General features: G+C 63.6%; 22 protein-coding genes. 16 read left to right on the forward strand and 6 right to left on the reverse strand.

Going from position 1 to position 23583, the window contains the following annotated elements; genetic code table 11:
* Positions 1 to 105 precede the first annotated feature (105 nt).
* A complete protein-coding gene (locus RSE12_11280; GenBank protein ID WRH60985.1) occupies positions 106 to 1158 on the forward strand; it encodes a PQQ-dependent sugar dehydrogenase in 1053 nt (350 codons plus the stop codon).
* 91 nt (positions 1159 to 1249) lie between these two features.
* Here RSE12_11280 and RSE12_11285 read toward each other — a convergent pair whose 3' ends face one another.
* Positions 1250 to 2266: a GlxA family transcriptional regulator gene (locus RSE12_11285; GenBank protein WRH60986.1), complete on the reverse strand. Its 1017-nt coding sequence runs from the start codon at positions 2264 to 2266 to the stop codon at positions 1250 to 1252.
* Positions 2267 to 2424: 158 nt separating this feature from the next.
* On the opposite strand from RSE12_11285, the gene RSE12_11290 reads away from it, so the two are divergent.
* Positions 2425 to 3795: a 3-deoxy-7-phosphoheptulonate synthase class II gene (locus RSE12_11290; GenBank protein WRH60987.1), complete on the forward strand. Its 1371-nt coding sequence runs from the start codon at positions 2425 to 2427 to the stop codon at positions 3793 to 3795.
* Positions 3796 to 3853: 58 nt separating this feature from the next.
* Here the strand turns inward: RSE12_11290 and RSE12_11295 are convergent, their stop codons facing one another.
* Positions 3854 to 4483 carry a PAS domain-containing protein gene (locus tag RSE12_11295; GenBank protein WRH60988.1) on the reverse strand — a complete coding sequence of 210 codons (630 nt, stop codon included), beginning with the start codon at positions 4481 to 4483 and terminating at the stop codon, positions 3854 to 3856.
* A 188-nt stretch (positions 4484 to 4671) separates the two neighbouring features.
* Between RSE12_11295 and RSE12_11300 the strand changes: the two genes are divergently transcribed.
* From RSE12_11300 to iolB, 8 genes are all read left to right on the forward strand, one after another.
* A complete protein-coding gene (locus RSE12_11300; protein WRH60989.1) occupies positions 4672 to 5571 on the forward strand; it encodes a YicC/YloC family endoribonuclease in 900 nt (299 codons plus the stop codon).
* Positions 5572 to 5573: 2 nt separating this feature from the next.
* Positions 5574 to 6209 carry a guanylate kinase gene (gene gmk, locus RSE12_11305; protein WRH64800.1) on the forward strand — a complete coding sequence of 212 codons (636 nt, stop codon included), beginning with the start codon at positions 5574 to 5576 and terminating at the stop codon, positions 6207 to 6209.
* On the forward strand, positions 6206 to 6724 hold the full coding sequence (locus RSE12_11310; protein ID WRH60990.1) for a gamma carbonic anhydrase family protein: 519 nt from the start codon (positions 6206 to 6208) through the stop codon (positions 6722 to 6724). Before gmk ends, RSE12_11310 begins: the two co-directional genes overlap by 4 nt.
* A gap of 188 nt (positions 6725 to 6912) precedes the next feature.
* A complete protein-coding gene (locus RSE12_11315; GenBank protein ID WRH60991.1) occupies positions 6913 to 7722 on the forward strand; it encodes a MurR/RpiR family transcriptional regulator in 810 nt (269 codons plus the stop codon).
* A gap of 120 nt (positions 7723 to 7842) precedes the next feature.
* Positions 7843 to 9762 carry a 5-dehydro-2-deoxygluconokinase gene (iolC, locus tag RSE12_11320; protein ID WRH60992.1) on the forward strand — a complete coding sequence of 640 codons (1920 nt, stop codon included), beginning with the start codon at positions 7843 to 7845 and terminating at the stop codon, positions 9760 to 9762.
* Entirely contained in the window at positions 9759 to 11588 is a 1830-nt protein-coding gene (gene iolD, locus RSE12_11325; GenBank protein WRH60993.1) for a 3D-(3,5/4)-trihydroxycyclohexane-1,2-dione acylhydrolase (decyclizing), read from the forward strand. The genes iolC and iolD overlap by 4 nt, the downstream gene beginning before the upstream one ends.
* A 14-nt stretch (positions 11589 to 11602) precedes the next feature.
* Positions 11603 to 12499, forward strand: a complete 897-nt coding sequence (iolE, locus tag RSE12_11330) for a myo-inosose-2 dehydratase (GenBank protein WRH60994.1) — start codon at positions 11603 to 11605, stop codon at positions 12497 to 12499.
* Positions 12500 to 12569: 70 nt separating this feature from the next.
* A complete protein-coding gene (gene iolB, locus RSE12_11335; protein WRH60995.1) occupies positions 12570 to 13391 on the forward strand; it encodes a 5-deoxy-glucuronate isomerase in 822 nt (273 codons plus the stop codon).
* A gap of 7 nt (positions 13392 to 13398) precedes the next feature.
* Here the strand turns inward: iolB and RSE12_11340 are convergent, their stop codons facing one another.
* Positions 13399 to 13806 carry a hypothetical protein gene (locus RSE12_11340; GenBank protein ID WRH60996.1) on the reverse strand — a complete coding sequence of 136 codons (408 nt, stop codon included), beginning with the start codon at positions 13804 to 13806 and terminating at the stop codon, positions 13399 to 13401.
* Positions 13807 to 13914: 108 nt separating this feature from the next.
* On the opposite strand from RSE12_11340, the gene RSE12_11345 reads away from it, so the two are divergent.
* Both RSE12_11345 and phoU read left to right on the forward strand, forming a co-directional pair.
* Positions 13915 to 14937, forward strand: a complete 1023-nt coding sequence (locus tag RSE12_11345) for an ATP-binding protein (protein WRH60997.1) — start codon at positions 13915 to 13917, stop codon at positions 14935 to 14937.
* 163 nt (positions 14938 to 15100) lie between these two features.
* Positions 15101 to 15811, forward strand: coding sequence for a phosphate signaling complex protein PhoU (gene phoU, locus RSE12_11350; protein WRH60998.1), 711 nt, complete (start codon positions 15101 to 15103; stop codon positions 15809 to 15811).
* A 54-nt stretch (positions 15812 to 15865) separates the two neighbouring features.
* Here the strand turns inward: phoU and RSE12_11355 are convergent, their stop codons facing one another.
* The 3 genes from RSE12_11355 to mazG form a co-directional block, all read right to left on the reverse strand.
* Positions 15866 to 16810, reverse strand: a complete 945-nt coding sequence (locus RSE12_11355) for a nucleoside hydrolase (protein WRH60999.1) — start codon at positions 16808 to 16810, stop codon at positions 15866 to 15868.
* Between the two features lie 130 nt (positions 16811 to 16940).
* A complete protein-coding gene (locus RSE12_11360) occupies positions 16941 to 17942 on the reverse strand; it encodes a Fe(3+) ABC transporter substrate-binding protein (protein ID WRH64801.1) in 1002 nt (333 codons plus the stop codon).
* A 287-nt stretch (positions 17943 to 18229) separates the two neighbouring features.
* The gene (gene mazG / locus RSE12_11365; protein ID WRH64802.1) at positions 18230 to 19021 is read right to left on the reverse strand and encodes a nucleoside triphosphate pyrophosphohydrolase; all 792 of its coding nucleotides are present in this window, start codon (positions 19019 to 19021) and stop codon (positions 18230 to 18232) included.
* 102 nt (positions 19022 to 19123) lie between these two features.
* Between mazG and RSE12_11370 the strand changes: the two genes are divergently transcribed.
* From RSE12_11370 to RSE12_11385, 4 genes are all read left to right on the forward strand, one after another.
* On the forward strand, positions 19124 to 20299 hold the full coding sequence (locus RSE12_11370; GenBank protein ID WRH61000.1) for a M20 aminoacylase family protein: 1176 nt from the start codon (positions 19124 to 19126) through the stop codon (positions 20297 to 20299).
* A 166-nt stretch (positions 20300 to 20465) separates the two neighbouring features.
* Positions 20466 to 21869 (forward strand): aminotransferase, encoded by a 1404-nt coding sequence (locus tag RSE12_11375; GenBank protein ID WRH61001.1) that lies wholly within the window; start codon positions 20466 to 20468, stop codon positions 21867 to 21869.
* Positions 21870 to 22141: 272 nt separating this feature from the next.
* The gene (gene speB, locus RSE12_11380; protein ID WRH61002.1) at positions 22142 to 23107 is read left to right on the forward strand and encodes an agmatinase; all 966 of its coding nucleotides are present in this window, start codon (positions 22142 to 22144) and stop codon (positions 23105 to 23107) included.
* 30 nt (positions 23108 to 23137) lie between these two features.
* Entirely contained in the window at positions 23138 to 23566 is a 429-nt protein-coding gene (locus RSE12_11385; GenBank protein WRH61003.1) for a DUF1499 domain-containing protein, read from the forward strand.
* Positions 23567 to 23583 lie beyond the last annotated feature (17 nt).

Consider the following 23583-nt stretch of genomic DNA (forward strand, 5'->3'; position numbering starts at 1 on the left):
CATCAGCGCCTTGCCGCCCTGTCTTTGCCCGCCGCACGAAGCCCCCTGAACCCACGCCGCGTATGGTCTGGACGGGCCCCGCTTGCGTCCTTGCTGGTTGTCGCGATGGCGGCCCCGGTTGGGGCTGCGACACTGGACAGTTCGGTTGGTCCGCTGGCCGTGACGCCCATGGTGACGGGCCTGAACGAGCCTTGGGCGCTGGAGTTTCTGCCCGATGGCAGCCTTCTGATCACCGAGCGCGAAGGGGCTTTGCTGCATGTGAAAGAAGGTGCCGCGCAGCCTGTTTCCGGCCTGCCGGAGGTGTTCGATAGCGGGCAGGGCGGACTGTTGGATGTGATGATTCCGCGGGATTTCGAACAGACGCGCGAGGTCTGGCTCAGCTTTTCCATACCGCTTGATGGCGGTGGCGCAACGGCCGTGGGCAAAGGGGTTCTGAACGCGGAAGGCACCGCGCTGGAGGGGTTCAGCACACTGTATCAGGGGGATGCCACAGGCGGCGGCCGGCATTTCGGATCGCGGCTCGTCGAGGCGGCGGATGGGACGGTCTTCCTTACGACGGGCGACCGTGGCACCGGCCCCGAAGGGATGGAGGCGCAGGATCCCATGCGGGCCGAGGGCAAGGTCATTCACCTGAACCGCGACGGCAGCCCCGCCACCTCGCTGCCCGGCCATCGCCCCGGCGTCTATTCGCTGGGTCATCGCAACGCACAGGGCGCCACGCTGGATGCCGAAGGCAACCTCTGGCTCGTTGAACATGGGGCGCAGGGCGGGGATGAGTTGAACCGCATCGAGGCGGGGCGCAACTATGGCTGGCCCGTCATTTCCTATGGCGAGGATTACGGCGGCGGCCAGATCGGCGAAGGCTCGGCCCGCGATGGGATGGAGCAGCCGCTGCATTACTGGGTGCCCTCCATCGCGCCATCGGGAATGGTCATCTATCAGGGCGACCTGTTCCCCGACTGGAAAGGCGATGTCTTCACGGGGTCGCTGAATTCCGATTTCATCAGCCGTCTGGACCCGGAAAACGGCTATGCCGAAGAGCGGATCGCCGGGCCGCAAACTGGCCGGGTGCGCGACATCGTCGAGGCGCCGGATGGGTCGATCTGGTACCTGGCGGTCTATGACGGGGTGGCCTATCGCCTGACACCGAACGAGTAGGCGATTTTTCTGCGAAAAATCGGGGCGCGCACGTCCGTTCGCGCCCAACGCAAAACAGAGCAGAATTTTAGCAGAAACTTCGTGGTTTGGGTCAGATCGACAGGCGCACGCCCGTACCGCCACCTTGCGACCCGCGTTCGCGGTAGGGCGTTGTGTTGTAATGGGCGCGGTAGCATTTCGAGAAATGCGAGGGCGAGGCGAATCCGCAAGCCAAGGCCACGTTGATCACGCTCATATCCGTCTGCATCAGCAGGTTGCGCGCCTTTTGCAGGCGCAGCTCCATGTAATAGCGCTTGGGCGAGCGGTTCAGATAGCGCCGGAACAGGCGTTCCAGCTGACGGGTGGACATGCCCACCTCTTCGGCCAGATCGGCGGGCGACATCGGATCTTCGATATTGCCTTCCATCATCTGGATGACCTGGCTCAGCTTGGGATGCCGCACGCCGATCCGCGTGGGGATCGACAGACGCTGCGTGTCCTGATCGGTGCGGATGGTGGAATAGATCAGCTGATCCGCCACCGTATTGGCCAGATCCTCGCCGTGATCGGCGGCGATCACCTTCAGCATCAGGTCAATGGACGAGGTGCCCCCCGCCGTGCTCCAGCGGTTGCCATCCATCACGAAGACCGACTTCGTCAGCTTCACATCCTCGAATTCCTCAAGGAACCCGTCTTGGTTTTCCCAGTGGATCGTCGCCCGCTTGCCGTCCAGAAGCCCCGCCTTGGCCACGGCATAGGCCCCGGTGCACAGCCCTCCCATCGTGACGCCGCGCCGCGCTTCGCGCCGCAGCCAGTTCAGCACGCCACGGGTGGTGGCCTTCTGCACGTCGATGCCGCCACAGACCAAGAGCGTATCCTCACGCTCGATCTCCTCCAGCCCCATGTCCAGCTTGAACGAGGCGCCGTTGGAACAGGTGGCGCTTTCACCGCCTTCACCCGCCAGCTTCCACGTATACAACGTCTCGCCCGACACGCGGTTTGCGATGCGCAGCGGTTCGATTGCGCTGGCAAAAGACAGCATCGTGAAATGGTCCAGCAACAAAAAGACAAAGCGCCGGGGTTCGGCACCCTTGGCGATGTGCTGGGCTTTCTTGGGGGCGGTGGACATTGTGCGACCTGAAAATGTCGGTATTCGGCGCAGCCTTTCAGGAAACGAATTTTACTGCAAGGGCAATCGGATTGGGAATCAGGCCAGTTTCTTCCTTTGCATATGCCGTGCGATGACCTTATACCGCCCCCGTTACCGCAAACCTTCGGAGAAGACCCATGACCAAGGGCTGGACGAAATCTGACTGGCGCGCAAAGCCGCGCATCCAGATGCCCGATTACCCGGATCAGGCCGCATTGCACGCCGCCGAGGCGCAGCTTGCCAAATATCCGCCGCTGGTCTTTGCGGGCGAGGCGCGCAAGCTGAAAAAGCAGCTGGCACTGGCCGCCGAGGGCAAGGCCTTCCTGTTGCAGGGCGGCGATTGCGCCGAAAGCTTTGCCGAATTCAGTGCCGACAACATCCGCGACACCTTCCGCGTGATGCTGCAAATGGCCGTGGTCCTGACTTATGGTGCCAAGGTTCCGGTCATCAAGGTGGGCCGCATGGCAGGCCAATTCGCCAAGCCGCGTTCGGCCCCGACCGAGGTGATTAATGGCGTGGAAATGCCGTCCTACAAGGGAGACATCATCAACGGTTTTGACCCCACACCCGAGGCGCGCGTTGCCGATCCGCAGCGGATGCTGCAAGCCTATACGCAGGCGGCCGCGTCGCTGAACCTGTTGCGCGCTTTCAGCACCGGCGGGTTTGCCGACATTCACCGCGTCCACTCCTGGACGCTGGGCTTTGCCGAACATGACAAGGCAGAACGCTATCGCGAATTGTCCAACCGCATCTCTGACGCGCTGGATTTCATGAATGCGGCCGGGGTGAATGCAGATACCGCACATACCCTTTCGGCGGTGGATTTCTACACCAGCCACGAAGCCCTGCTTCTGGAATATGAAGAGGCGCTCTGCCGCATCGATTCCATCACCGGTCAGCCGGTGGCGGGATCGGGTCACATGATCTGGATCGGCGACCGCACGCGTCAGCCGGACGGCGCGCATGTGGAATTCGCGCGCGGCGTGCTGAACCCGATCGGGCTGAAATGCGGGCCATCCACCACGGCCGAGGATCTGAAAGTCCTGATGGCCAAGCTGAACCCGACGAACGAGGCAGGCCGCCTGACGCTGATCGCGCGCTTTGGTGCGGGCAAGGTGGGCGAACACCTGCCGCGCCTGATCAAGACGGTGCAGCAGGAAGGCGCGAATGTCGTCTGGTCCTGTGATCCGATGCATGGCAACACGATCAAGTCGTCGACCGGGTACAAAACACGTCCGTTCGACAGCGTCCTGCGCGAAGTCCGCGAATTCTTTGCCATCCACAAGGCCGAAGGCACGATCCCCGGCGGCGTGCATTTCGAGATGACGGGCAAGGACGTGACCGAATGCACCGGCGGTCTGCGCGCCGTCACCGACGAAGATCTGTCGGATCGCTATCACACCGCCTGCGACCCGCGTCTGAACGCATCGCAGTCGCTTGAACTGGCCTTCCTCGTGGCCGAGGAACTGACCACGCTGCGTGATGCCGGACGGCGCATCGCGCTCTGATCCGAGCGACAAGCCATGAAATGGGAAAGGGGCGGTCCACCAGACCGCCCCTTTCGCATCAGCCCCCCGACCAGACCAGAACCGGGCCACTATCGGCCCCCGCCGGACGATCCGGGGGCCGTTCTTGCGGCTGTCGCGGATCGTACAAGGCGGTCAGCGGCACGCCCAGCACCCGTTCGATCCGGAACCGGCGCGGCGGCAGGATCGGCGGGCCGTCAAGATCAAGGCAGCCGATCAGCGTGACGCCTTCGGACGCGACAGCCGCCAGCGGCAGCAGCGTCAGCCGCGCCGTCAGCGGCGGCCGGGTCAGCCCGCGTTCCGAATAAAGGCCCATCTCTAGCGTGCGCTTGCCCGCAAAGGCCATCTCCAGCGCGCCCAGCAACTGATCGCGCATCCCGATTTCGAACAAGGCGGATAGGGGCCGCCCGGTCAGGTCCTGCCCATGCACCGCATTCACAGCCGTCCCGGCATAGCGCAGCAGGACCGCGCCACCGGGCCTGCGTTCGGCCATCAGCACGTGGTCCAGCATCCCGGCAATGGCGCGCGGGGTGATTGCGTCGCGCCGGGGCAGGGCAGTGCCCTGCCGCAGGCTGTGCCAATGGCGTTTCAGCAGGCCCGAAGGTGCTGCCTGCGCGGTGCCCCCCTGCCAGCCCTGAAACCCTGTCCGCCCGCCTGCCATGTCCATCATGCCTTCTGCCTGCGCCCTGCTTGGCCGCGCTGCCTGTTGTCGGGCTTGCGCCCCTCTGTTAGGCCCAATAACGGACGCTGCAACCGCTGGATTAGCCCCGCCCGCCAATCTATGGCGGAAAGGTGCCGGGCCGCAGTGAAAGATGAACAAAGGGTTAACCGCGCCCGGGGGCGCACTTGGGGGCACGCATGACCATTTCGATGACCGGTTTCGCCGCCCGCAAAGGGCAGGGCGCGGGCCATGGCTGGGCCTGGGATCTGCGGTCGGTCAACGGCAAGGGGCTGGATTTGCGCCTGCGCGTCCCGGATTGGATCGACGGGCTGGAGGCGGCGCTGCGCACCGAATTGGGCCGCGCGCTGGGGCGGGGGAATGTGTCCCTGTCGCTGAAGGTCGCGCGGGATGGCGCGACCGAGGGCGAGGCCGCGCTGCGCGTGAACCCCACCGTTCTGGGTGCCGTCCTGCGCGCCCTGGGCGAGGTGGAGGCAGCCGCAATGGACGCAGGTGTCACGCTGGCGCAGGCGACTGCCGCCGATGTGCTGGCCGTGCGCGGCGTGCTGGACATGTCCAGCGCGGATGAGGACACCGCCCCCCTGCGCGCCGCCATTCTGGCCGACCTGCCCGCGCTGCTGGCCGATTTCAACGCCATGCGCGCCGCCGAAGGCACGGCGTTGAACGGCGTGATTGCGGCGCAGCTTGACCGGATCGACAGCCTGACCCGCGCCGCAACAACCGAGGCCGAGGCCCGCCGCGACGCCACCGCCAGCGCGCTGCGCGACGCGCTGGCAAAGGTGATCGCCAATGCCGACGGGGTGGATGAAGCACGCCTGACGCAGGAACTCGCCCTGATCGCAGTGAAGAATGACGTCACCGAAGAGTTGGACCGTCTGACCGCCCATGTCGGCGCCGCCCGCGACCTGCTGGCGGAACCCGGCCCGGTGGGGCGCAAGTTTGATTTCCTGATGCAGGAATTCATGCGTGAGGCGAACACGCTCTGCTCCAAGGCGCAGGCGCTGACGCTCACCCGGATCGGGCTTGACCTGAAAACGGTCATAGATCAGATGCGCGAACAGGTTCAGAACGTGGAATGACCATGGCGCGCAAGGGGCTTCTTCTTATCCTGTCCTCCCCCTCGGGTGCGGGCAAATCCACCCTGACGCGGATGCTGATGGGATGGGATGCGACGATGCGCTTTTCCGTATCCGCCACCACCCGCGCGCCCCGGCCCGGAGAACAGGACGGCCGCGAATATTTTTTTCGCACACGTGCCGAGTTCGAGGCGATGGTGGCCGATGGCCAGATGCTGGAACATGCCGAGGTGTTCGGAAACCTCTACGGCACGCCGCGCGGCCCGGTCGAGGATGCCATGCGCGAAGGCCGCGACACGGTGTTCGACATTGATTGGCAGGGCGGCCAGCAGATCCGCAATTCGGCCTTGGGGCGCGACGTGGTGTCGATCTTTGTTCTGCCCCCGTCCATTGCCGAGCTTGACCGTCGCCTGAATGACCGCGCGCAGGACAGCGCCGAGGTGATCGCCGGGCGCATGGCCAAAAGCCGCGATGAGATAAGCCATTGGGCGGAATACGATTATGTCCTGATCAATGATGATCTGGACGCCACTTTCGCCCAGTTGCAGACCATCCTGCAAACCGAACGGATGCGCCGCGACCGTCAGCCGGGACTGGCCGATTTCGTGCGCCAACTGAACCGAGAGTTTGACGCAAGATGATTTATGCGCTGGATGGGATCACACCTGACATCGCCGCTGATGCTTGGGTCGCGCCGGATGCTAACATCATCGGCAAGGTGGTGTTGGAGGCGGGAGCCTCGGTCTGGTTCGGGGCCACGCTGCGCGGCGACAATGAGGAAATCCGGGTCGGGCAGGGGTCCAACGTGCAGGAGAACTGCGTGCTGCACACCGATCTGGGATCGCCCCTCGTGATTGGTGCGGATTGCACCATCGGCCATAAGGCCATGCTGCATGGCTGCGTCATCGGGGATGGCACGCTGATCGGGATGGGGGCCACCATCCTGAACGGGGCAAAGATCGGCAAGGGCTGCCTGATCGGGGCCTGCGCGCTCATCACCGAAGGCAAGGAGATTCCCGACGGATCGCTGGTCATGGGTAGCCCAGGCAAGGTGGTGCGCATGTTGGACGATGCTGCGCGCGCGCGGCTGCTGGCATCCGCCGCCGGATACCGCGCCAATGCGCGGCGCTTTGGTGCGGGACTGCGGGCGCTGTAGCGAAATCTGGCGCAGATTTCGCGCCGATTTCTGACGCAGAAATCGGGCGTCAGGGGGGGGGCACGCGGAATTTGCGTCAAATTCCGCAACGATTTCTGTGTCAGAAATCGTCTTCGCCGCGCGTTCCAAATCCGGTTGGAATATTCGTTCCGCGATGCTAGCCTGCGCCCCACCAGCCGGGGACCTGCATGACCGACGCCGCGCCGACCACGATCGACGAGTTTCGCAGCCGCCTTGCCGCGGTGACCGAAGGCCTGCCGAAACGCCTGCGCCAATGTGCCGATTACATCGCCGCGAATACGGATCGCATCGCCGTTTCCACCGTGGCGGAACTGGCCACCGGGGCCGATGTGCCGCCTTCGGCCCTGATGCGGTTTTGCCAGATCCTTGGTTTTTCCGGCTTTTCCGAAATGCAGAAACTGTTCCGCGAGGCCTATGCCCCGGGCTGGCCCGACTACACCACCCGCCTGCGCAACCTGAAAGACAGTGGCGCAGGCAGCCCTTCGGCCCTGCTGGCCGAGTTCGTCGAGGCCGGGCGGCTGTCGCTGGAGCAACTGGCGAAATCCACAGATGAGGCCGCGCTTTCGCAGGCCGTCGCGCTGCTGGCGCGGGCAGATACGCTGCATGTCGTGGGTCTGCGCCGCGCCTATCCGGTGGCAAGCTATCTGACCTATGTGCTGGAAAAGCTGGCCGTGCCGTCAATCCTGCACGATCACGCCGGCCGGCTGGACCATCGCCATGCGCTGCGGCCCAATGATGCCTGCATCGCCATCACCTTCGCGCCCTATTCGGATGAGACCCTGTCGGTCGCGCAGGATGCGCGGGCGCGCGGTCTGCCGGTGGTGGGGATGACCGACCGCCTGACCAGCCCGGTCGCGCGCCTGTCTTCGGTTGTGCTGACCGTGCCCGAGGTGGATTTCGGTGCCTTCCGGTCGCTTTCCGCCACGCTGGCGCTGGCGCTGTCGCTGGCTGTTGCGGTGGGGTCGGCGCGGGGCTGATGGTCCTTCGTCAATCAGGCAAGAAAAACCTTCCCTCTGGCGCGCATTTGGAATAAATATTCCAAAAATGCAGATGCGGCGAATCCCGGTCACGCGGGGCCGCGTTGATAGGAGATTGCGGTGACGACAACTGATAAACCCCTGGATGTCATCACCATAGGCCGTGCCTCGGTCGATCTTTATGGCGCGCAGGTGGGCGGGCGTCTGGAAGACATGGGGTCATTCCAGAAATACATCGGGGGCAGCCCCACCAACATGGCCGCAGGCACCGCACGCCTTGGCCTGAAATCCGCGCTGATCACCCGCGTCGGCGATGAACATATGGGCCGCTTCATCCGCGAAGAACTGGCGCGCGAAGGCGTGGATGTGCGGCGTGTAAAGACCGATCCGGAACGCCTGACCGCGCTGGTCCTGCTGGGTATCCGCGATGACAAGCAATTCCCGCTGATCTTTTACCGCGAGAACTGCGCGGACATGGCGCTGTGCGAAGATGACATTGACGAAGGCTTTATCGCGCAATCCCGGTCTGTCGTCGCCACGGGCACCCACCTGTCGCATCCCCGCACGGCGGCGGCGGTGATCAAGGCGCTGGAACTGGCGCGCAAGCACGGGCTTCAAACCGCGCTGGACATCGACTATCGCCCCAATCTCTGGGGCCTTGCCGGGCATGGCGATGGCGAAAGCCGCTTCATCGAAAGCGCTGCCGTCACGGCCAAGCTGCAGGCGACGCTGCATTATTTCGATCTGATCGTCGGCACGGAAGAGGAATTCCACATCGCGGGCGGAACCACCGACACCATCGCCGCCCTGCGCGCCGTGCGGGCGGTCAGCAAGGCCACGTTGGTCTGCAAGCGCGGGCCGATGGGGGCCGCAGCCTTTACCGGCGCGATCCCCGACTCTCTGGACGATGGCGAAACCGGCCCCGGCTTCCCGATTGAGGTGTTCAACGTGCTGGGCGCGGGCGACGGGTTCATGTCCGGCCTTCTGAAAGGCTGGCTGGATAACGAGCCTTGGCCCGTCGCGCTCAAATACGCCAATGCCTGCGGGGCCTTTGCCGTTTCGCGCCATGGCTGCACGCCTGCCTATCCCAGCTGGGAGGAGCTGCAATTCTTCTTGCAACGCGGCGTTGTCGAACGCGCGTTGCGCAAGGATGCCGCACTGGAGCAGGTGCATTGGGCGACCAACCGGCACAAGGATTGGTCCACGATGCGTGTCTTCGCTTTTGACCACCGCATGCAGCTGGAGGCGATGGAGGGGGCCACCCCCGCCAAGATCGGCGCGTTCAAGGAGCTGTGCCTGACCGCCGCGCTGCAGGTGGCGGATGGCCAGCCCGGCCATGGCATCCTGTGCGATTCCCGCCTGGGCCGCGACGCGCTTTATGCCGCTGCCGGAACCGGTCTGTGGATTGGGCGGCCGGTCGAATGGCCGGGATCGCGCCCCCTGACGCTGGAACCCGAGATTGGCCCTGATTTCGGCGGCCTGTCGGAATGGCCACTGGAACATGTGGTCAAGGTGCTGTGCTTCTATCACCCCGATGACGATGCAGAGATGAAGGCGAAACAGGAGGATACCGTCCTGCGCCTGTTCCATGCCTGCCGCCGCAACCGTCTGGAAATGCTGCTGGAAATCATCCCGTCCAAGGTTGGGCCAGTGGATGACATGACATCAGCCCGCGTCATAAAGCGCTTCTATGACCTTGGTATCTATCCCGATTGGTGGAAGCTGGAACCCTTTGCGACAGATGCGGCTTGGTCGAACGCCTGTACCGCCATCACCACCCGCGATCCCCATGTCCGCGGCATTGTCGTGCTGGGCCTTGATGCGGCCGAAGATCAGCTTGCCGCCTCGCTGGCGCTGGCCGCGCGGCATGATCTCGTGAAAGGCTTCGCCGTGGGGCGCACCATATTCGCCGATGCCGCGCGTGGCTGGCTGGCTGGCACCATGACGGATCACGCGGCCATCACTCAGATGGCCGAACGCTATGCCCGCCTTTGCGCCATCTGGGACAAGGCCCGCGCCACAAAAGGACATGCCGCATGACCACGATCCGCCTTACCGCCGCACAAGCCATGATCCGCTGGCTTTCGGTCCAGCATACGGAAGATGGCAGCCGTTTCATCGAAGGCATCTGGGCCATCTTCGGCCATGGTAACGTGGCCGGCATCGGCGAGGCGCTGCATGGCGCCCGCGATGTGTTCCCCACCTGGCGTGGCCATAACGAACAGACCATGGCCCATGCCGCCATCGCCTATGCCAAGGCACACAAGCGGCGCAAGGCCATGGCGGTGACCACCTCTATCGGCCCCGGCGCGCTGAACGTGGTGACGGCCGCAGCACTTGCCCATGTGAACCGCCTGCCGCTTCTGATCATCCCCGGCGATGTCTTTGCCAATCGCGCGCCCGATCCCGTGCTGCAACAGGTGGAAGATTTCGGCGATGGCACCATCAGCGCCAATGATTGCTTCAAGCCCGTCAGCCGCTATTTCGACCGCATCACCCGGCCGGAACAGATCATGACGGCACTGCCCCGCGCGCTGCGGGTGATGACGGACCCCGCCGAATGCGGCCCCGTGACGCTGGCCTTCTGTCAGGACGTGCAGGCCGAGGCATTCGACTACCCCGAGGCTTTCTTCACCCCCAAGGTCTGGCACATCCGCCGCCCCGAACCCGATGCGGGCGAATTGGCCGTGGCCATCGCGGCGCTGAAGGCGGCAAAATCGCCGGTCATCGTGGCAGGTGGCGGCGTGATATATTCACAGGCCGAGGAACGCTTGGCCGCCTTTGCCACCGCCCATAACATCCCCGTGGTGGAAACGCAGGGTGGCAAATCTGCGCTGGCCCATGACCATGCGCTGAACTTCGGCCCGGTCGGCGTGACGGGGGCCTCATCGGCCAATATCGTGTGCGAAAATGCCGATCTGGTGATCGGCCTTGGCACAAGGTTTCAGGATTTCACCACCGGGTCATGGTCGCTGTTCAAAAACCCCGCGCGGCGGATTCTGTCGATCAACGTGCAGCCGTTCGATGCGGCCAAGCACAACGCGCTGTCGCTTGTCGCGGATGCCCGCGTCGCGCTGGATGCGCTGGCGGCGGCGCTGGGAACCCAGCGCTTTGCCGCTCCGAATGCAAAGCTGAAGGCCGACTGGGCGCAGGCCACGGCGGCCGTCAAAGCCGCGCCCGAGGCCGGGAATGCCCTGCCAACGGATGCGCAGGTGATTGGCGCCGTGCAGCGCAGCGCAGGTCCTGCAACCGTGGTGATGGGGGCCGCAGGCACCATGCCGGGCGAGTTGCACAAGATCTGGGATGCGGCCGCGGGTGGCTATCACATGGAATACGGTTTCTCCTGCATGGGCTATGAAATCGCCGGGGCCATGGGCATCAAGATGGCGCGCCCTGCGGCGGATGTGATCTGCATGCTGGGTGACGGGTCCTACATGATGGCCAATAGCGAACTGGCCACCGCCGTGATGATGGGCATACCCTTTACTGTCGTGGTGACCGACAATCGCGGCTATGGCTGTATCAACCGTTTGCAACAGGGCACGGGCGGCGCGCCGTTCAACAACCTTCTGGATGACAGCCACCACGTGAACCCCAGCCATATCGACTTTGCCGCCCATGCAGGCGCAATGGGGGCAAAGGCGGTGAAGGTGGGCAGCATCGCCGAGCTTGAGGCCGCGCTGGCCGAAGCCAAAGGCGCCGCGATCCCGGTGGTGATCGTGATCGACACCGATCCCGCGCTCTCCACCGCCGCCGGCGGCACCTGGTGGGATGTGGCCGTGCCCGAAGTATCCACCCGTGCCGAGGTGCGCGCAGCCCGCGCGCGCTATGAAGAAAACACAAAGAAACAGTTGCTTGCAAACTGAAGCTGAGAAAACACATGATCCTTTTCGGAACCAATCCCATCGCCTGGGCAAATGACGACGACCGCAGCATCGGGGCCGATATCCCTACCGCGCGCATTCTGGATGAGGCAGGTCGTCAGATCGGCTTTGACGGCATCGAAAATGGCCATCGCTGGCCGGACGATCCGGAAGAGTTGCGTGCAATGCTTGGCTCTTACGGGCTGAAGTTCATTTCCGGCTGGTATTCGACAGAGCTGCTGATCCGGTCGGTCGAAGATGAAATCGCCGCCGTTCAGCCGCATCTGGCCAAGCTGAAACACAATGGCTGCAAGGTTTGCATCGTTTGCGAAACCTCGAACGCCATTCATGGCGACGCGGCCAAGGCTGTGAATGATCGCCCGAAACTTTCTGCCAGCGAAATGAATGCCTTCGGCGCGAAACTTGAAGCCTTCGCCGCCTATCTTGCAGGGCAGGGCGTGACGCTGGTTTACCACCACCACATGGGCACCATTGTGGAAAGCCCGGAAGAGATTGACGCGCTGATGGCCGCCACGGGGCCGCATACCCATCTGCTCTTCGACGCGGGCCATTGTGCCTTTGGCGGCGGCGATCCGGTGGCGGTGCTGACGAAACACATCGCCCGCGTGCGCCATTTCCATGCCAAGAACATCCGCCCCGCCGTGGTGGACAAGGTCCGCAAGGAAGGTTGGTCTTTCCTGAAGGGTGTGGTCGAAGGGGCCTTCACCGTGCCCGGCGATCAGGAAGGCGGTATCGATTTTGCGCCGCTGCTGAACATCCTTGGCAAGGCAGGCTATGACGGCTGGATCGTGATCGAGGCGGAACAGAACCCGCAGGTCCGCAACCCGCTGCTCTATCAGACGCTCGGTCTGGCGACGTTGAAGCGGCTTTCGCGGGAAGCCGGTCTCATTTGACATCCCGGCGCAGCGGGGGGCTGTCTGCCCCCCGCACCCCCCGAGGATATTTAGGAACGGATGAAACAGCATGGCCGATCTTCTGCGCAAGCCTACGGGGACCAATGGCAAGGTTCATGACATCACGCCGGAAAGCGCGGGCTGGGGCTATGTGGGGTTCACCCTCTATCGCCTGACCCCCGGCCAATCGGCGGCCGAGGCGACGGGGGCGCGCGAGGCGATCCTTGTGCTGGTCGAAGGCAAGGCGCGGATCACAGCCGGCGGCGCAGACTTCGGCGAAATGGGCGACCGGATGGATGTGTTTGAAAAGACCCCGCCGCACTGCCTTTATGTTCCGGGTGGCAGCGACTGGCAGGCCGTGGCTACCACGGATTGCACGCTGGCCATCTGCACCGCACCGGGCATGGGCAATCATCCGGTGCAACGGCTTGGGCCGGAAGGCATCACGCTGACGCCACGCGGGCAAGGGGCCAATACGCGCCACATCAACAACATCGCCATGGAAGCGCGCGAAGTGGCCGACAGCCTGCTGGTGACCGAGGTGTTCACCCCCGCCGGCAACTGGTCCAGCTATCCCAGCCACCGGCATGATGAGGATGACTTCCCCCGCATGACCTATCTGGAAGAGACTTATTACATGCGCCTCAATCCGGCGCAGGGTTTTGGCATCCAGCGTGTCTATACTGAGGATGGCAGTCTGGATGAAACCATGGCGGTCAAGAACCACGACGTGACGCTGGTGCCAAAAGGGCATCATCCCTGTGGCGCGCCCTATGGCTATGAGATGTATTATCTGAACGTCATGGCAGGCCCGCGCCGCAATTGGCGGTTCCAGAACGATCCCGATCACGACTGGATCTATCGTCGCGACAACCCTGAGGCCGCGGTCTGATCGAAAGTTACGGCTTGATCACCACGCTTACGCGCAGCCCGCCCGCCTGATTGCGAATCTCCCGCTCTACCATGCGGGGATTGGGCAATTCGGGGGCCACCACCACCAGCGTTCCCGCAAAGTTCAGCGCGCGCAGATGCGTGGCGACGATCAGCGCGTCATAATCTTCGCCGATCATCGGGCAGATCACCTTTTTGGGCTGCACCCGCGCCAGCAATCCGGCGTCAATCGCCTCGGGCCGGTCCACGGCCACGGCATCGGGCGCCAGCGCTTCGAACCCCAGCACGATCGCGACTTGCGGTTCCTCTTCTACCACCTGTTCGGCGGGCCGCACCCGGGGGGCACGACGACGCACCGCCAAGGCCCGCTGCGCCTTGATCGCGGCTGCCGCCTGTTGCTGTCCACCCGTCTGCATGCGCCCTCCGTCACAATCTGCCGGTATGGCGGGCCTTGTGGCCGCGCCCCGGCCTCTGGCCTCTGCGTCAGGGCGTGGTATGACGGCAGAACGGGGCAGGAGAGTGGCATGCATGCGGAAATGATGCGGACAATCGTGGCAGCGGTGCCCCTTCCGGTGATCGCCATCGGGCGGGATGAACGGGTCGCGGCGGCCAATCCGGCGGCACTCGCGCTCTTTGGTGCGGCCATCGAAGGGCGGCATCATCTGCTGTCGCTCCGCCAGCCCGCGCTGCAAGAGGCCATCGCCGCCGCGCTGGGGCAGGGTGTGGCGGGCACGGTGCGCCATGTGATCCCCGGCCCGTCGCAAGACATCACCTATCGCGTCACCGTGGCCCCGGCGGGCGAGGGGCACGCGCTGCTGACCTTTGAAGACGTGACCGAGGCTGAACAGATGGGCCAGATGCGCCGCGATTTCGTGGCCAATGTCAGCCATGAGCTGCGCACACCGCTGACTGCGCTGCTGGGTTTCATCGAAACGCTGCGCGGCGCCGCAAAGGATGATCCCGCGGCGCGCGAGCGGTTCCTGTCCATCATGGAACGCGAGGCGGGCCGCATGAATCGCCTGATCGGTGATCTGCTGCAACTGAGCCGTGTGGAAAGCCAGGAACGCATCCGCCCCACCGAACGGGTGGATTTGCAGGCGCTGGTGACAGGCGCGGTTGCCACGCTGCGCCCGCTTGCCGAAGGCGCAGGTGTCGCGGTCGAGGTGACCGGCGAACCCGGCCCGCTGCCCGTGCCGGGCGATGCCGATCAGATCACGCAGGTGCTGGTAAACCTGATCGAAAACGCCGTGAAATACGGTGGCGCGGGGGGCAAGGTCGACATCCATATCGCGCGCGAACAACTGCCGCGCGGCCCCGGTCTGCGGATCGACGTGATGGACCAGGGCGAGGGAATCGACCCCGTCCATATCCCCCGCCTGACCGAACGATTCTACCGCGTCGACGGCCACCGCTCGCGCGAACAGGGGGGCACAGGGCTGGGCCTGGCCATCGTCAAGCACATCATCCAGCGCCATCGCGGCCGTATCCGGATTGAAAGCGAACGCGGAAAAGGCAGCGTTTTCAGCGTGATACTTCCCGAAACGTGATCGAATTGCCGGCCAGCCCGGCCCGCTGGTCGCATGGGTCTGGCGATTGTCATAAAACTGTTTCAAATTCTTCGCAAAACGGCAAAACCCGCAGGGTTGCAGGCGCGCAGGCGCCCTGCCACCGGGCGACAGATCCGATCCGCCCGCAGCGAAAGCCAAATCAATGCCCCAGACCCATATCATGCTGGCCTTCGACCGCGACCTCGCCTCGATTCAAGAGCAGGTTCTGCGCATGGGCAGTCTGGTCGAGGCCGCGCTTGTGGATGCGGCCGAGGCGCTGGAAACCCGCGATGCAGCCACGGCCCAGCGGGTTCGGGCGGGTGACAAGGACATCGACGCGCTGGAAGAACAGATCAATTCCGATTGCGCGCGCCTGATCGCGCTGCGTGCCCCTGCGGCATCCGACCTGCGCACGGTGCTCACGGTGATGAAAATCGCGGCCAACCTCGAACGCTGCGGCGACTATGCCAAGAACCTTGCCAAGCGGTCGCTCGTGCTGGCCGAGATGACGACCCTGCCGGTGCCCACGGGTGCGATCCGGCAGATGGCGAAACATGTCTCGGCCTTGTTGACCGATGCGCTGGCGGCCTTTGTTGCGCGTGATGTGGCACTGGCCGCCGAGGTGCGGCAGCGTGATCAGGAGGTGGATCAGATGTATTCCGCCCTGTTTCGCGAATTGCTGACCGAGATGATGGAAGACCACCGCAACATCACCCCGGCCATGCATCTGCACTTCATCGCCAAGAATATCGAACGGGTGGGCGATCACGCCACAGCGGTGGCCGAACAGGTGATCTACCTCGTCACCGGCGCGCTTCCGGGCGATGACCGGCCCAAACTCGACAGTACCGCCGCAGGCACGCCTGACGTCTGATCGCCCGTATCCTGCCACAATAGAGGGGCAGGGCCGGGTGATCCGGTCGGATGGTTAAAGCCGGCCGATCCGTTCGGTCAGCAGGGCATAGAATCCCTCTGCGTCCACCGATCCGACGAACAACGCATTGGCCGGGCGATCCGTCACCCCCCACCAATCGGCCACTGTCATCCCCAATGTCAGGGGCGACTGCGTCTCGATCTCCACGTTGATATGCCGCCCGGCGAACAGCTCGGGCCGGATCAGATAGGCGATGACGCAAGGGTCATGCAGCGGCGCGCCGTCTGAGCCGTATTTCTGCATGTCAAAGCGTTCGAAGAAATCGGTCCATTCGGCCACCATCCGCCCGGCCTCATTGCCAAGGGCGCGGAACGCCTCCACCCGCGCGCGGGTGGTCAGGGCCTTATGCGTTACGTCCAGCGGCATCACGACGATGGGAATGCCGGATTTGAACACGATCTCTGCCGCCTCGGGATCGACATAGATGTTGAACTCGGCCGTCGGTGTGATGTTGCCCACCTCGAAATAGGCGCCGCCCATCAACACGATCTGCTGCACCCGGCCCACGATATCGGGCGCGCGTTCAAAGGCGGTGGCGATGTTGGTCAGCGGCCCCAACGGGCAGAGCGTCACGGTATGCGGCGCCTCGCGGCGCAGCGTCTCGATGATGAAATCGACGGCATGGCCCTCGGCCAAGGGCATCACGGGGTCGGCCATCTGCGGGCCGTCCAACCCGGTCTTGCCATGCACATGTTCCGCCGTCACCAACTTGCGCGTCATGGGCCGGTCGCACCCGGCATAGACGGGCGTCGCGGGCTTGCCCGCCAGTTCGCAGATGATGCGCGCATTCTTTTGCGTCAGCGCCAGCGGCACGTTGCCCGCCACTGCGGTCAGGCCCAGCACCTCGATCTCGTCCGGGCTGGCCAGCGCCAGAAGGATCGCCACCGCATCATCCTGCCCCGGATCAGTGTCGATGATGATCTTGCGCGGATGCGTCATGCTGCGTGCCTTTACTGTAGTCAGGTCCGCCAAAAAATCCCAACCCGCGACTTTTGTCCAGATGGTCAAACAAGAAAGGGGGCACATCTGTGCCCCCTTTCACTGCCTGTCCTGCCTCTTGCGGGCCGTGTCAGCCGTCGAAATTGACCTCTTCGATCAGTTTCAGCGCTGCCGGGCGCAGCTTGGCCACTTCGGTCAGGGGTTTGGAATCCGGGGTGAATTCGCCCCAGCTTGCCACCAGATCCGATTTCGCCACCCCCGGTTTCACCGGGTATTCGTGGTTGGTTTCGGCATAGATCTTTTGCGCCTCATCCCCCGACAGCCATTCCATGAATTTCAGCGCGTTTTCACGGTTGGGCGCGGCTTTGGTCATCGCAACACCCGACACGTTCAGATGGGTGCCGTCGCCTTCAAAGGTCGGGAACAGGATCTTTACGGATTCGGCGGCCTCTTTCTGTTCGGGGTCGGCCAGCATCTGCCCGATGTAATAGGTGTTGCCCACGGCAATGTCACATTCGCCTGCCGCAATCGCCTTGACCTGATCCCGGTCGCCGCCATCGGGTTTGCGCGCCAGATTGGCCTTCACGCCTTCCAGCCATGCTTTTGCGGCCTCTTCGCCGTGATGGGCAATCACCGCCGCCGTCAACGCGACGTTGTAATCATTGGTGCCAGAGCGGATGCAGATACGTCCCTGCCATTTCGGATCGGCCAGATCCTCATAGGTCGTCACCTCGCCCTCGGCCACGCGGTCCTTGCTGGCATAGACGATCCGCGCGCGGCTGGTCAGTCCGAACCACTGGTCATTCTCGTCGCGCAGGGCGGCGGGAATATTCGCCTCCAGCACATCGGATTGCACCGCCTGCGTCACACCCGCATCGACGACCTGCGTCAGCCGTGCGATATCCACGGTAAGAACCAGATCCGCCGGCGATCGGTCGCCTTCCGCCACCAGACGTTCCGCCATCCCCTTGTCGACAAAGGCCACGTTGACCGTGATTCCGGTCTCGGCGGTAAAGGCATCGACCAGCGGCTGGATCAGTTCGGGCTGACGGTGGGAATAGACGTTGATCTCATCTGCCAGCACAGGCGCGGCGGTGGAGGCGAGGGCGAGGGCCATCAGGGAAAGGCGCATCGTCATTGCTTGAGTCCTTTTGTCGGGAAATCTTATGCCCGCCATAAACCCGACAATTTTACTTTGGTCAATAGGTGAGTGAAAAAGTCAGAGATCACGCGCCCGTAATCGAAAGAAAAGAGGAAGCGGGCACTCGTCCCCCGAAGGCAAGGTGCCGCGCCTTCCTCCCCCCGGAATTTATGCCGCCGATAAGACCGGGGGCGGAACAAAGCCTGCGCCCCTCTTCTCTGTTGAAATATCCTCGGGGGTGAATTGGCGCAAAGCGCCAAGAGGGGGCAGACAGCCCCCTATCTTTTTTCCTTTTCCTCGACCTTCGCCCGGTTCCACAGCGCGTCCATCTCGGCCAGATCGCTCTCGGCCGGCGTCTTGCCGCCCTCGGCCAGCCAATCCTCGATCCGGCCAAAGCGGCGGGTGAACTTGGCATTCGCTGCCCGCAGCGCCGCCTCCGGGTCCACCTTCAGGTGCCTCGCCAGATTGGCCATCACGAAAAGAAGATCACCGAATTCCTCGGCCACTTCCGCCTCGGTCAATGTCTCGCGCGCCTCGACCAGTTCCGCCGCTTCCTCGGCGATCTTGGCCACCACCTCATCGGTGGACGGCCAGTCAAACCCCACCCGCGCCGCGCGCTTTTGCAACTTCACCGCCCGAGTCAGCGCGGGCAGCCCCAGCGCCACCCCGTCCAGCACCCGCGCAGGCCCCCGCTCGGCGGCCTTGATCCGTTCCCAGTCGGCAGTCTGCTGTTCGGCACTCTTGTCGCGGCTCTCGCTACCAAACACATGCGGGTGCCGCGCCACCATCTTGTCGGAAATCGCGCGCACCACATCGTCAAACCCGAACAGCCCCGCCTCATCGGCCATCTGCGCGTGATAGACGGTTTGCAGCAGCAGATCGCCCAGCTCGCCCTGCAACTCTCCCCAGGCCTGCCGCGCGATCACATCGGCCACCTCATGCGCCTCTTCGATCGTATAGGGCGCGATAGAGGCGAAATCCTGCGCGATGTCCCAAGGGCAGCCGGTCTGCGGATCGCGCAGCCGCCGCATGATCGCCAGCAGCCGGTCCATGCTGCCGCCCCCTTCCATGATCAACTTGTCGCTTGTCGCTGCGTCACGGTCGGGCAGGGGCATTGCGGGCACCTCTGAATTGGGATTTGATCAAAGACACCAACGCACAAGGAACATGTGATGCCCGTCCTCAACCGTATCGCCGCTTATGCCGAGGAAATGAAGACCTGGCGTCGCCATCTGCATGCCCATCCCGAGCTTGGCTTCGATTGCCACGACACTGCAGCCTTCATCGCAGATCGCCTGCGCGAGTTCGGCGTGGACGAGATTCACCCCGGCATTGCCAAGACCGGGATCGTTGCCATCATCAACGGGCAGGGGGCCGATGCACCCAACGCCCCCACCATCGGCCTGCGCGCCGATATGGACGCGCTCCCGATCCATGAAATCACCGGGGTGGAGCACGCCTCCACCGTTCCCGGCAAGATGCATGCCTGCGGCCATGACGGCCATGTCACCATGCTGCTGGGGGCCGCCAAATACCTCGCCGAGACGCGCAATTTCAAAGGCCGCGTCGCTCTGCTGTTCCAACCCGCGGAAGAGGATGGCGGCGGCGGCGAAGTGATGGTCAAGGAAGGCGCGATGGACAAGTTCGGTATCGACACCGTCTATGGCATCCATAACGCGCCCAATGTCGAATTTGGCCATTTCCACACCAATCCCGGCGCGCTGATGGCCTCGGTCGATACGGCCTTTGTCTATATCACCGGCAAGGGCGGCCATGGGGCGACCCCGCATGAATGTATCGACCCCGTGGTCGCCGTTGTGGGCATGGTTGGTGCGATCCAGACCATCATCCCGCGCAACGTCTATGCGTTGGACGAGGCGGTGATCTCTGTCACACAGATCCACACCGGCACCGCCAGCAACATCATCCCCGAAGAGGCGATGTTCTGCGCCACCATCCGCTGCTTCAACCCCGAGGTGCGGGCTTTGTTGAAGCGCCGCTTCCATGAAATCGTCGAAGGCCATGCACTGGCCTATAACGTGTCCGCCCGGATCGACTATGATTGGGGCTATCCCGCCACGATCAACCATGCCGAACCCACCCATTTCGCCGCCGACGTGGCGCGCGAAGTGTCGGGCGATGCGGCGGTGAACGAAAACTCCAACCGCGAGATGGGGTCCGAGGATTTCTCCTACATGCTGGAGGCCCGCCCCGGCGCCTATCTCTTTCTTGGCATCGGGCCGGGGGCGGGGCTGCACCACCCGGCCTATGATTTCAACGATGAGGCCGCCCCGATCGGCGCAAGCTTCTTCGCCCGTCTGGTGGAACGCGCGCAGCCCGTCGTGTGATCTGCCCCGAATCGGACAGCAGGAAACGGGGCCATATCTGGCCCAGTTTCAACCTTTGGCACACCATATCCTGCCCCGCGCAACCTTTGGTGTCCCGTTCCGGCTGGCCCGTTTCGGTGTGAGCTGTTATACTAACGTGTAACAACTCACGATCAGGACGCCCGAAATGCCGACCGCCGCGCTGAACACGCCTTCGCCAGCCGATCTTTGGGAAATGGACCACAACCATTCCCTCCATCCTTGGACGAATTTTGGATCGTTTCAGGATAAGGGATCGCTGGTCATCACCCGAGGTGAGGGGTGCTGGCTCTGGGATGCTGATGGCAACCGCTATTTCGACAGCGTGGGTGGCCTCTGGTGCACCAATATCGGCCTCGGCCGCCGCGAGATGGCGCAGGCCATCGCGGATCAGGCGGAACGGCTGGCATTCTCCAACACCTTTGTCGACATGGCGAATGATCCCTCGGCCCGGCTTGCCGCGCGTATCGCGGACCTCGCCCCCGGTGATCTGAACCGCGTGATGTTCACCACGGGCGGTTCCACCGCTGTCGATACCGCCGTGCGCATGGTGGCCTATGTGCAGTCCTGCCTTGGCCACCCCGACAAGATCGGGATCGTTGCCCGCGACCACAGCTATCACGGCTCCACCTACCTGTCGCAATCGGTGGGCAAGCGTCCGGGCGACCGCGTGCCAGAGTTCCGCTACAAAGAAGACGGCATCTATCACCTGTCGCCGCCGAACCCCTATCGCCGCCCTGATGGAATGACCGAGGCGCAATTCTGCGATTGGCTGGTGCAGGAGTTCGAAGACCTGATCGCCCATGTCGGCGCAGACCGCATCGGCGGCTTCATCGCTGAACCGATCCAGGCCTCGGGTGGCGTGATCGTGCCGCCCGACGGATACCTCAAACGCATGTGGGAGGTGTGCCAGCGCCACGGCATCCTGTTCATCGCCGATGAGGTCGTCACCGCCTTTGGCCGCCTGGGCCACTGGTTCGCGTCCTGGGATGAATTTGGCGTCATGCCCGATATCATCTGCACGGCAAAGGGCCTGACCTCCGGTTATGTCCCCCTCGGCGGGATGATCTTTTCCGACAGGTTGTGGGAAATCATGGCGGGTGATCCGTCGCGCTGGTTCACCGCCGGTTTCACCTATTCCGGCCACCCGGTGTCCTGCGCAGCAGGCCTGAAGAATATCGAGATCATGGAACGTGAAGGGTTGCTCGCCAACGCCGCCCGTGTGGGGGCCTATTTCCAGAACCGTTTGAAGGCGATGGAAGACCTGCCCCTCGTCGGGCAGGTGCGCGGGCGGGGCCTGATGATCTGCACCGAAAACGTGATGAACAAGACGACCAAGGAACCGCTGCCCGATGGCGTGAACGAATCCAAGCGGATCTCGGACGCGGCCGAAGCGATGGGTCTGATCGTGCGGCCCTTGGCGCATCTCAACGTCATGTCGCCGCCGCTGACGATCACGGAAGCCGAGGTCGATTTCGTGGCCGATGTGCTGGAAAAAGCCATCCGCAAGATCACAGATGAACTGGTCCGCGAAGGCCACCATCTGGGCTGACCTGCACCGATTCGGCCCCCTTGGTTACCCGTTGCGCGGGCAAAAACAGCGTGCGCTGCGTGCATACCATGTGCTGCACAGGGCGCTGCACCGCGTGCTGCACAGCCGATTTCGGAAAAATCGCTGAAAAGCAAAAGGTTAACCCCGCGTGCTCCATCCCATACGGCAGCCCCGCTTGACAAGCCCCGCGCCCCTTGGTCCCTTCGCGCCACCCGATCCGCCGCGTCTCGGCTTTCAAACGACGCAGCGCTTTACACGGGGGCAATCCCATCATGGCTCTTGAAGACGCCAAATCCGAAGTCGACACCGCCTTCACCCGCAAAGGCCTGCGCGGCTATGCCTTTGAAAATGCATTCGGGGGGGCCACGTCCTTCCTGCGCCGGACCTATACCAAAGACCTCACCGGAGTGGATTTGGCCATCACCGGCGTGCCCTTTGATCAGGCCGTCACCCACCGTACCGGCACCCGCTTTGGCCCCCGCGCGATCCGTGAGGCGTCCAGCCTGATGCCCTATGATCCGCCGCACGGCTGGCCCACCAACCCGTTGGAAGATATGGCAATTGTCGATTACGGCGATGTGGCCTTCGATTATGCCAAGGTATCGGATTTCCCCGACACGCTGACCGCCCATATCCGGGGCATCCTGCAAGCCGGGGCAGGGACCATCACACTGGGCGGCGATCACTACATCACCTTCCCGATCCTGCGCGCCTATGCCGAAAAGTTCGGCCCCCTTGGCGTGATCCATTTCGACGCCCATTCCGACCTCTGGCCCGATGATGACCTGTCCCGGATCGACCACGGCACCATGCTCTACAAGGCGGTGAAAACCGGGATTGTAGACCCGAAGCGTTCCGTCCAGATCGGCATCCGCACCACGACCGAGGATTACCTCGGCGTCCATGTCATTGATGCGCGTGAGGTGCATGAAAAGGGCATCAATGCCGCCGTGGCCAAGGCCAAGGACATCGTAGGCGACAAAGCCACTTACGTGACTTTCGATATCGATTGCCTCGATCCTTCGGTCGCGCCAGGCACCGGCACCCCGGTTTGGGGTGGGCTGCACTCCTGGCAGGCGGCGGCGATGCTGCGCGATCTTGCGGGCATCAACATGGTGGGTGGCGATATCGTCGAGGTGTCCCCCCCCTATGATACCACTGGGGCCACAGCCATCGCTGGCGCGCATGTGGCGTATGAACTGATTTGCCTCTATCACTGGGCAAGAACGCAGCGCTGAGGGAAACTACACAGGGTGGGCAAGATGGGAATGATCGCGGGACTTCTGGTCCTGATCGTGGTGGGCTTTGGCCTTTACGTCCGTCTTGCCCCCTCTGACCCCGCACGTTGGCACGTCGCGCCCCCCTCCGCCGCTACGGCTGATTGCAATGTGGAACAGGGCACAGGCGACGCCCGCGCCACTTGCGCGCGCGCGGATGCCCCGGCGGCCCTGCTTTCCCGGCTTGACGAAATCGCCATGGCCACCCCGCGCACCACCCGCCTTGCCGGATCGCCTGACGAGGGGCGCATCACCTGGATCACGCGGTCCAGCCTGTGGGGTTTTCCCGACTACATCACCGCCGAGGCGACGCCCGCCAGCTCAGGCACCACGCTCACCCTGCACGCCCGCCTGCGCTTTGGCAGCAGCGACATGGGCGTGAACGCCGCGCGACTCCGGGACTGGCTCTCAAGGCTCTGATGGCTTCATCTTGGCCC

The organism is Fuscovulum sp. (assembly GCA_035192965.1).
Taxonomy (GTDB): Bacteria; Pseudomonadota; Alphaproteobacteria; order Rhodobacterales; family Rhodobacteraceae; genus Paragemmobacter.